This window comes from Agrobacterium tumefaciens, from assembly GCF_009649785.1.
GTDB lineage: Bacteria > Pseudomonadota > Alphaproteobacteria > Rhizobiales > Rhizobiaceae > Agrobacterium > Agrobacterium tumefaciens.
The window spans coordinates 385598-394170 of sequence record NZ_WJOK01000001.1; the positions used below are offsets into that span (position 1 = coordinate 385598).

Sequence of the window (8573 nt, forward strand, 5' to 3'; positions counted from 1 at the left end):
GCGTCTTTGTGTGGTTTGTAATCGTTACAACTATTGCGCATCAGCGAAATGATGGCTGCTGCCCATCCGGACTGATCTAGGCCGGCATTGCGGGATCGCTTGGAGATGGTTCGCGCCGCCGCGAACGGTCCCGTCCAACCCCTGGGGGGTTGAGACAAAGCGTGACGACGGGCGCAAGGAATACGGCGTAAGCCATTGCGAAGCCGGGGATCTGCAGCGAAAAATCGAGTGTCGAATGCAATGCGACGAGCAGCAGCCCGGCAAGCCCGAGATGGGAGGCGTAACGGTAGTTTTTGCGTTTGCGCGCCCCGCGAATAAAAATGGCGAGTTGGACGAGCACGAAAAAAGCCGCATAAAATGGAAATGCGAGGCCGAGCGTCAGCAGTCCCTCGGCATAGACATTGTGGGCGTGGGTGACGATGGCGTCCACCCCGCATTGCGCCGCATGATAGGGCGCGTAGGTTTCCGTAAAACTTGCTAGGCCGGTTCCCCAAGGCCAGCTGTCAGAAATGGCACGCGCGATGCCCGGCATGTAGCAGAAGCGCATGTCGTCTTCCAATCGCGTTTCCATGCGAAGCGCCACGCGATTGGCGAAGAGCAGGAACAGGCCAAGCGTAATGGCGAGCACGATCGCCGCGCGGCGCTTCGTGCCGCGCCGCTTGCGACGCAGGGCAGCCGCGTTGCGGCCTGTTTTGATGGGTGAGTTGAAGACGGTCAGAAGAATGAGGAAACTCAGTGCCGCAAAGCTTGATGCGATGCCGGCGCGCGATCCGGTCAGCATCAGGGCGATGAAGCAAAAGGCAGTGAGCACGCCGATGAAGGCGGCCTTGCGGATGAGGCGTTTCTGGCCGACTGGAACGGTCAGGCGATTTGCCACCAGCGCCCTGACCATTCCCCAGTCTGGAGCTGTCAGCCGTTTGTGCAGCATCACGACGAGGGTCAGGAGAATGAGACCGAAGAAGGTGGCGGCGGTATTACGGTTGACGAAAAGGCCGGTCAGGCTGCCGAGATAGAAGCGCTTCTGAATGAAGCCGAGTGTTTCTGGAAAAAGCAGAAATTGCACGATTGACAACAGTGCCAGCCATCCGCCGGCAATTGCGAACCATCGCAGCGCTTTTGCCGCGCGCTCGTCGGTATCGAAAATGACGAGGCCGGCCATGAAGGCGCCGAAGGGCAGGGCGGCGCTTAACAGGCCGAGCCAATCATCCGCCGGGGTGAGCGAAACCGTGGCGTCGGGGGCGAACTGCACAAACATGGCGGCGGTCGACCAGGCGGGATTGGGTGGAGCAATACCCGGCACAGATGATTGCAGCCACATCTGGATGATGAGTGCCCCCAGCAAAAGGCAGGTCGCCACAAGCGCCACGCTTGCACCAGCCCGGGGCTGCCCGAACAACAGGATGGCGGGCACGAGCAACAAATAAATTGCAACGGTGACGACGATACGGCTCTCGATTTCAGTTGCGCCGCGATTGAGAAGCGCAAGCAGGAAGATAGCCCAGAAGATGACTATGGCGGCCGTCCGAAAATAGTCTGGAAACGCAACCGGTCGCGGTGGCGATGAGGATAGCGGTTCTGATTGGGCTTCGATGGACGACATTGGCTTTCGGCTTTGCAATAACTGTTGCTGCGACGATGTCTAAGGTAGAGGACGAGGCAGGCCGCTATGTCACGGAAGCGGCATGGTGCGTTTCATGCCGGCCTGCGGCTGCTGCGGACAGATCTTCCGCAGGGTCCAGCGCAGGATTTCCCCCTCCTTCCCGCAGACGACTGCCGTGTCCGCATTGCGGGCCGCATCGGCCTGAGGCAGTGTGTCTTTTGGAAATTGCTGCCACATCACGAAGCGCCCGCGTATCAGGTTGGCGTCTGCAGGCCCGTAAAGTTGGGAAAAATTCATCAGAACGGCGATTTCCATTGGCGAGGCGTTACGCAGCGAACGAACCATGGCAAGACGCAGCCACACATCGCCATTTGCAGGCAAACAGGAGAGCGCGTGACGAATATAGCTTTCGGCAAAGCCGAGACGCGCCGTACCGGCCTCCGACGTCGCATCTTGGCCATTTGCATCGAGATCTGCGAGAACGAGCCGTAACCCGGCCTTGACGATATCCGAACGGCAGATTTTCTCCGCAACGACGGGGTGCAGCCCATCGACCGTCTTCGCCAGAAGATCGTGCGCCAGGCCGCTTTTGTCGTCGGCAATTCTTGCCAAGGCGACGACATCGGAAAACCGCCGAGTTTCGGAAAACGCCTGTGCGGCGACGGATAAAACAAACACGGAAAGGATGAGAACCGGCACGACCGCGAAGAATTTACGCAGGCCCGCCATTCCGTCCCGCCTAATCATGGTAATATCGCGTGTAGCGCGCGTGATAATATTCGCTTGAACCGTAAGCCCGGTAAAGCTTCAGCTTTTCCGTGTCCACCTTGTTGAGGATGACACCGAGACACTTCTTGCGGATCTGGACTTCGTTTTCAATTGTATTGCGTACCGCCCTGCGGGCGGTTTTGCCCCACTCTGTGACGAAGACGAAACCGTCGATCCGGCCGGCCATCGCGCGGGCGTCCACCACCGGCCCGAGAGGCGGCAGATCGACGATGATGTAGTCGAAGAGACTGCTCGCTTCGGCCAGCAATTTGTACATTTGCGCCGATGTCAGCAGCTCGGAGGAGTGCGGTACGCGCTGCTTGACGACCGTTGGCAGGAAAGCGAGCCGCGTCTTTTCGTCGTGCAGCAGCACATCGCGCATATTGCGGCCTTCTAACAGCACTTCGAGCAGGCCTTCTGCAGCATGGCGCCCCAAAGCGCGCGTGGCGCCCGGGTTGCGAATATCCGCATCCAGCAGAAGAACCCTTGCTCCTTGTCCGGCCAGAAGCTGAGCCAGATTGATGGAGATCGTCGATTTGCCCTCGCTCGGCAACGCCGATACGACGCCCACCACCCGCGCGCCGGTTTTCGGGGGAATGCCAAGATCTATCGCAAGCCGTGTGCTGCGCAGCGTTTCGGCGAAGGACGACAGCGGGTGATCGACAGTGTAGCGGGCAACGCTGGACGGGCGTGTGGCGGTAGGCGGCCCCTCCTGTCCCTTTGGCAACACATCCGTGCCCGGCTTGTTCTGGACGAGCGGGGTGTTGCCCAGAAATTCCAGCCCGAGAACGTCGCGAACCTGTTCTCCGGTGCGGAAGAAACGGTCGCGGAACTCGCGAAACATGGCGATGCCACCGCCGGCCGCGGCGCCCATGATCATGAACAGCGCCAAAAGTAGCGGTTTGTTCGGTTTGCTTGGAATGTTGGGCGGAACTGCCCTCGAAATCACGCGTGCTTCCGTTACGGGGAAGGATTGCTGCTGCATCGCTTCCTGATAACGCTGCAGGAAGGTCTGATACATGTTCTTGTAAGTTTCCGCCTCACGCTGCAATTCGCGGAGCTGAACCTGGGTCTGGCTGGCCGAGTTGCTGACGCTGGTAGCCTTGGCAACGCTCTCCGCAAGTGATTTCTCTCTTGCTTCCGAAACCTCCAAATCGCTCTTGTAACTTTGCGCAATACGGCTGATTTCCTGGAACATCAGCCGGCGGTATTCTTGCATTTCGTTGCGCAGACGCACCGCCTGAACATGGTTGCTGCCAAGCCTGCGGGTGATTTCCGTTTCGATCTTCGAGGATTCGAGATATTTCTTGCGCAGATCGTTCGCGACCGAGCTCTCGAGAATATCGGTGACGACGGCGTCGACATCGTCTGTGGCAAGGATATGTTCGATGCGTTGTACCCGCGCTCGCGACCTCGCCGTTTCCGACTGCGCCAGAATAAGCGCGCTGTTGGACTCGGCCAGTTGCTGATCGGAAAGCAGGCCGTTATTGCCGGTCTCGATCAAGCCGTGTTCAGCGCGAAATTTCTGTACGGCAAGGTCGGTGTCGAGTGCCCGCTGACGCAACTCGGCAATACGGTCGGACAACCAGTCGCTGGCCCGCTTCGTCGCCTCGTATTTGGAGTTCAGCTTGTCCACCAGATAGGCCGACGCCACCGCATTGACGATCTGGGCGGCTAGAACCGGTGATGTCGAGTTGTAGGTCAGTTCCAGCGCGTAGGTCCGGCCGATACGCTTGACGCTGAGACCGTCCAGCAGCCGGTCCGACAGCGCCCGCTTCAGGGTGCCGTCATCGATGACGGTCTCTTTCGCCGGTGAGAACCATTGCGAAACGTTGACGAGCGAACGGATGGTGCCGAATATCGAACTCAGAAGCGAGGCGCGGTTTGCCCTGAATTCCTGATTTTCCGTCAGGTTCAAACTGTCGACGACGGCAATCCCGATGGTTTCCGATTGCAGGACCTCGACCTGGCTGAGAATGGAAGCCTCGTCCTCCACGACGCCGCCGATTGTCGAAAGCTGCTCGACGACCTGGCTGTTGTTGCGGTCGATCAAAAGGGTAGCCGAAGCTGAATAGATCGGAACGGCCGTCGCGGCGTAAGCGAGACCGATTGTCCCGGCAATGGCGACTGCCGCGAGAACGACGCGCCACTGTCGGCGGACCGTGGCAAGAACGGCGTCTATATCGATAAAGTCGGCTGTAAATCCGCTTTTGTCGATATCGGCCATAGTCAGGGGATCGTGCCTTTGCAACAACTGTCAGCCTCGCTCTTTTTGGCGGGCGTGGCACCCGCCAAGTCTCGGTTGCATGGTAGGACAGGCGGCCGCCATTCCCGCAGGAAGGGCGGCAAAACCGGGTTCAAACGGGACTTGTGCTGACTGGCGTGCTGGTGCTGCCGGTTGAAAGGGGCGCGGCAAAGAAGTTGTTGGTTGTGGTGGTTCCGCCGCTGCCGGTGCTGCCACCGCTGCCGCCACCGCCAACCGGTGCGGCTCCGCCGCCGGCCTGTGCCGTACCTGCTGGTGAGCCCGCCGCTCCCGAGCCGCCAATGCTGTTGCCGCTTGCAGGTGAAGAGCCAGCCCCACCGATCGGTGAGGCAGCAGCTGCAGCTGCCGCAGGCGCTGCCGGACCCGCCGCCGTTCCCTGAATATTTTCGCTAAAGGCGATCAGAAGATCGGAGGGCACGCCGACACCCTTGGTCTGCAACTGGATTGCGGCGGCAAGTATCGTGTTGCCCCTCTGCATCGCCGTAGAATAGGCGAGTGCCAGACCTTCGCCGACAACTTCGGAGAAGTCCTTGTTGCCGACCTTCTGGGCCAGTGCGACGATGGTGGGCAACTGGCTGGAGTCGCTCAGGATCAGGCCAGAAAGCTGTTCGGAGAACTGCGCCGCGCTGGTGGAAACGGCAATGATCGGAAAGCCGTTCGTCACCTTTCCCGCCATGTCGGCGTTTGCCGCATCGGTGCTGGAAGCGATGCCGGCCAGATCCTTGACCGTTGCCTGCGTCGGAGACTGCTTGAACAGTTCCGCGGCAGCAAGGGAAACCGTGTCCGGATTGGAGCTGTTAACGCGAGCCAGAAATGCGGCGTTGGTTTCGTCGGCGGCCTTTACGGGTGCGCCAGTTGTCGCAGTCTGTACCGGCGGCGTCTGCTGCCCGGCAGCTGGCGGCGCTGGTTCCACGTTCTGGGCGTTGGCGACTGCGGAAAAAAGACCGAGGCTGGTGATCAATACCGCACCAGTGAGCGCCGAGCCAATACGAAGGCGGGACATCACAACTCTCCAAATTTTTAAAAAATACGATTTTAAGTAAGCTGAAATGCTGAATATGGTTATCCAACATCTAAAATTTTCTTTTTAAATCGCACAGCCTTAGCTAACGATCAAGTGCTAAAATAAACTTGTGAACGGAACTTCGGGGTATACTTAACAGCAGACACGCGGACTTTTCTCTGGGCGTCAGGACACGGCGACTTTTCGCCGGGGTGTTATCAGCCGGTCACGAAGCCAGATATTTGCGGGCGTTTCGACAAGGACGTGAAATGCGTGGGCGATGGCGATGGTGCTGGCGACGACGATGAGATAGACGACATTTTTCCACTCCTGCGGCCAGGTGATGCCGCCGGAAGCAACCAGGAATGCCCGAAAGATGAACGGGTGCAGCAGGTAAAGCGCGTAGGAGGAATCGCCCAGTTTCGCCAGCGGCTGCGCAAAACGGGGCAGGGAGATGCCCCTGGTCAGGGTTGCCGCGGCCATCAGGAAAATCGCGCCACCGCCAAAAACGAGCAGCCGGGTATAGGAATAACAGCCCGGATTGCATTGGAATTCGAACCTTTTCAGATCGATAAGCGTCCAGATCGCCACGCCGCAAAGGGCCACCGCAATCCCCAGCAAGGGCGGCAGGCGCACGCCGCGCAGGAAAAGCACGGCGAGCAACATTCCCGCCACGAACTCCAGAATGATGGGCTGAAACCAGAAACTGAACGGCAAGGCGAGACTGAAGTTGGAGCCGATGAGCACTGCGGCGAGCAGCACAGCCGCTGTTGTCAGCACGGCGCGTTCCAGCGGCAGGAAGATAAAAACCGCGAATACGACATAAAAAAACATCTCGTAATTCAGCGTCCAGCCCAGATCGATGATTGGAAACGGATAGGCGTCACCATAACCCATGCTGTCATAGGGAATGAAGAGGTAGGAGGTTAGGACGGCCTGCAAGGACGGGAAGGCCTTGGCGCTGAGAAGAACGGCGACCGCGGCCATGGCGAGCCGCATGGTCAACACGAACCAGTAAAGAGGAAGGATGCGGAGAAGCCGGCGCACAAGAAAGGCCGAGCGCCCTCCCTCCGCTGCGAAATACGGCCGGGAGGCATAAACGATGACAAAGCCGGAAATGACGAAAAACAGATCGACGCCCGCACCCAGCCTCAGGAGATGGAGGTTGACGAGCGAGAACTCCCAGTTCACCTGCGCGTGCAGCGCAACAATCATGATTGCCGCCAGGGCACGCATCATTTGAAGAATATCGAGACGCTGCGCCCCGGAAACAGGCGCTTTTTCAATTTTTTGCATCGTCATCATCTATAAAAAGAAAAAATTTATACAGTAATATTTTGCGCTCGCAGCAGCGAGCAAAAGTGGTCTATTTCAGAAGGCTATCATGCAATAGGCTGACACGATATATAAAATTTGTCGGCCGGAAATTTTCGCCCGCACGCCGTTCAGAAAACCTCCAGCACCGTAAGCTGGTCGCTGACGGAAAGCCGGTATTGCCCACCTTCCTTTGCGATCACCCGCTGGCTTACGGAACCGTCATCGCCGAACCGGTGCGCGATGACTTGGCTATGCGGGCCGGTTACCGAAAAGGCCGTTGCACGTTCGGCTGGCGGATTTTCGATCCGCGCCGGCCATTGCCAGCCGCGTATGCCAAGCCACACCGGGGCGAGCAGCGCGCCGTCTGGTCTTGTCAGGCGCAGGGAAAACCTTTCGGAATCATCGTTGAGGAAAGCGAGGCTGCGTTCCGCTGGCTCTGTTTGCCGACTTGCCTTGCAAAGGGCAAGAAGGGCACGAACGGCCCCGTAAGCAGGAGTCCGGCTCAGATCGTGGCGCAGCAGGCCGAAGGACGATTCCGGATTTGTCTCGTCTTCGGCAAAGCTGGAGACCATTTCATAGATGTAAGCCCGGCGGATGCCGCTGATGAAGGACCACAGGAGCGTGCGCGGCATGTAGCGCGCCTTGATGCCTTCGGTGACGGGAAAATGGAAGGTCTTTGGTTGCAGTGAGGTGTGGTACCCGATCTCAGTGGCGAGCACCGGCCGGCCGGCTGCTATATGCGCCGAGGCCGCGACAGATTTGGAGAGCGCCCCCGGCCCAGTGGTTTCGGGATGTTCCATTCCGGCGTAGGGGTGAATATTGCCGAAGTCGCATACGTTCTGCAGGTTTAGCGCCAGCGCCGTATTCGCCTGGATATAGCTTGGCGCGACAAGCGGTACGTTGCTCACGGCCGGAGTTGAGCGGATCGTTGCAAAAAGTGCAGCCTGATGCTCTGCCGAAATGCGCGGCGCATTGGCCGGGTCTTTCGTCAACGTCGGTTCATTGCTGCCTTCGAAAACTTCGATGCCGCCGTCGCACCAGTCGTAGAAATCGGCAATCCTGTTCAGTGGCGTTGAGACGTAGGGGTTGAGATCGTCGTAACAGATGATCGTGAGGCGAACGTTGGCCGCCACAATCCTGCGCAGGCGCTGGAAAGCCGGGCTGTTGCGGCTGTCCCTTGCGGTAATCAGTCCCTCGTCACGCAGGTGGCCCACACCAAGGGCTTCCAGTTCAGGCAGGATGCGCTCGAAGCTTTCCGGATAAATGCCGTTCGTGCGGGCGAAATGGCCACACACGCCCACACTGTCCAAAAAGGCTTCCGTGCTGGCCGAAAAAACGGATTGAGTCTGCGCGAAAGCGGGGCGCACACCCGTGGCGGCAACCAGTGCGAAAGGTGCGGCTGAAAGCAGGCCGCGCCGTGTCAGGTGGCCCATGGTGATCGGCTGTTTTCCGTTCATCTGCGTCTCCTGGTCATTCCGGCGAGATTATAAAAAGCAGCCGCGATCATATCGGCGGCGCCTCTCAAGATGTCAGATTGTCCTGGAAGTTTTTGGCATCTTCATTCGCCATCAAATCCATGTTTCTGAAATGAAATAAATATATAAATTAATGATATTATATGC

General features: G+C 58.5%; 6 protein-coding genes. All 6 read right to left on the reverse strand.

Annotated elements, in window-relative coordinates; all coding sequences use genetic code 11:
- Nucleotides 1–76: 76 nt before the first annotated feature.
- On the reverse strand, nucleotides 77–1600 hold the full coding sequence (locus GH784_RS01850; protein WP_065704378.1) for an O-antigen ligase family protein: 1524 nt from the start codon (nucleotides 1598–1600) through the stop codon (nucleotides 77–79).
- Between the two features lie 69 nt (nucleotides 1601–1669).
- Nucleotides 1670–2329 (reverse strand): hypothetical protein, encoded by a 660-nt coding sequence (locus GH784_RS01855; protein WP_065704376.1) that lies wholly within the window; start codon nucleotides 2327–2329, stop codon nucleotides 1670–1672.
- A 10-nt stretch (nucleotides 2330–2339) separates the two neighbouring features.
- Nucleotides 2340–4595, reverse strand: coding sequence for a polysaccharide biosynthesis tyrosine autokinase (locus tag GH784_RS01860; protein ID WP_065704374.1), 2256 nt, complete (start codon nucleotides 4593–4595; stop codon nucleotides 2340–2342).
- A 130-nt stretch (nucleotides 4596–4725) separates the two neighbouring features.
- Complete coding sequence (locus GH784_RS01865; protein WP_065704372.1) at nucleotides 4726–5634, reverse strand: hypothetical protein; 909 nt, start codon at nucleotides 5632–5634, stop codon at nucleotides 4726–4728.
- A 186-nt stretch (nucleotides 5635–5820) separates the two neighbouring features.
- Complete coding sequence (locus GH784_RS01870) at nucleotides 5821–6939, reverse strand: acyltransferase family protein (RefSeq protein ID WP_035199581.1); 1119 nt, start codon at nucleotides 6937–6939, stop codon at nucleotides 5821–5823.
- A 140-nt stretch (nucleotides 6940–7079) separates the two neighbouring features.
- Nucleotides 7080–8408: a hypothetical protein gene (locus GH784_RS01875; protein ID WP_065704370.1), complete on the reverse strand. Its 1329-nt coding sequence runs from the start codon at nucleotides 8406–8408 to the stop codon at nucleotides 7080–7082.
- Nucleotides 8409–8573 lie beyond the last annotated feature (165 nt).

What these genes read in the sequence shown, in the direction of transcription:
- GH784_RS01870 (WP_035199581.1), bottom strand. Translation starts at nt 6,939, where the DNA reads ATGATGACGATGCAAAAAATTGAAAAAGCGCCTGTTTCCGGGGCGCAG.
- GH784_RS01855 (WP_065704376.1), bottom strand. Translation starts at nt 2,329, where the DNA reads ATGGCGGGCCTGCGTAAATTCTTCGCGGTCGTGCCGGTTCTCATCCTT.
- GH784_RS01875 (WP_065704370.1), bottom strand. Translation starts at nt 8,408, where the DNA reads ATGAACGGAAAACAGCCGATCACCATGGGCCACCTGACACGGCGCGGC.
- GH784_RS01850 (WP_065704378.1), bottom strand. Translation starts at nt 1,600, where the DNA reads ATGTCGTCCATCGAAGCCCAATCAGAACCGCTATCCTCATCGCCACCG.
- GH784_RS01865 (WP_065704372.1), bottom strand. Translation starts at nt 5,634, where the DNA reads ATGTCCCGCCTTCGTATTGGCTCGGCGCTCACTGGTGCGGTATTGATC.
- GH784_RS01860 (WP_065704374.1), bottom strand. Translation starts at nt 4,595, where the DNA reads ATGGCCGATATCGACAAAAGCGGATTTACAGCCGACTTTATCGATATA.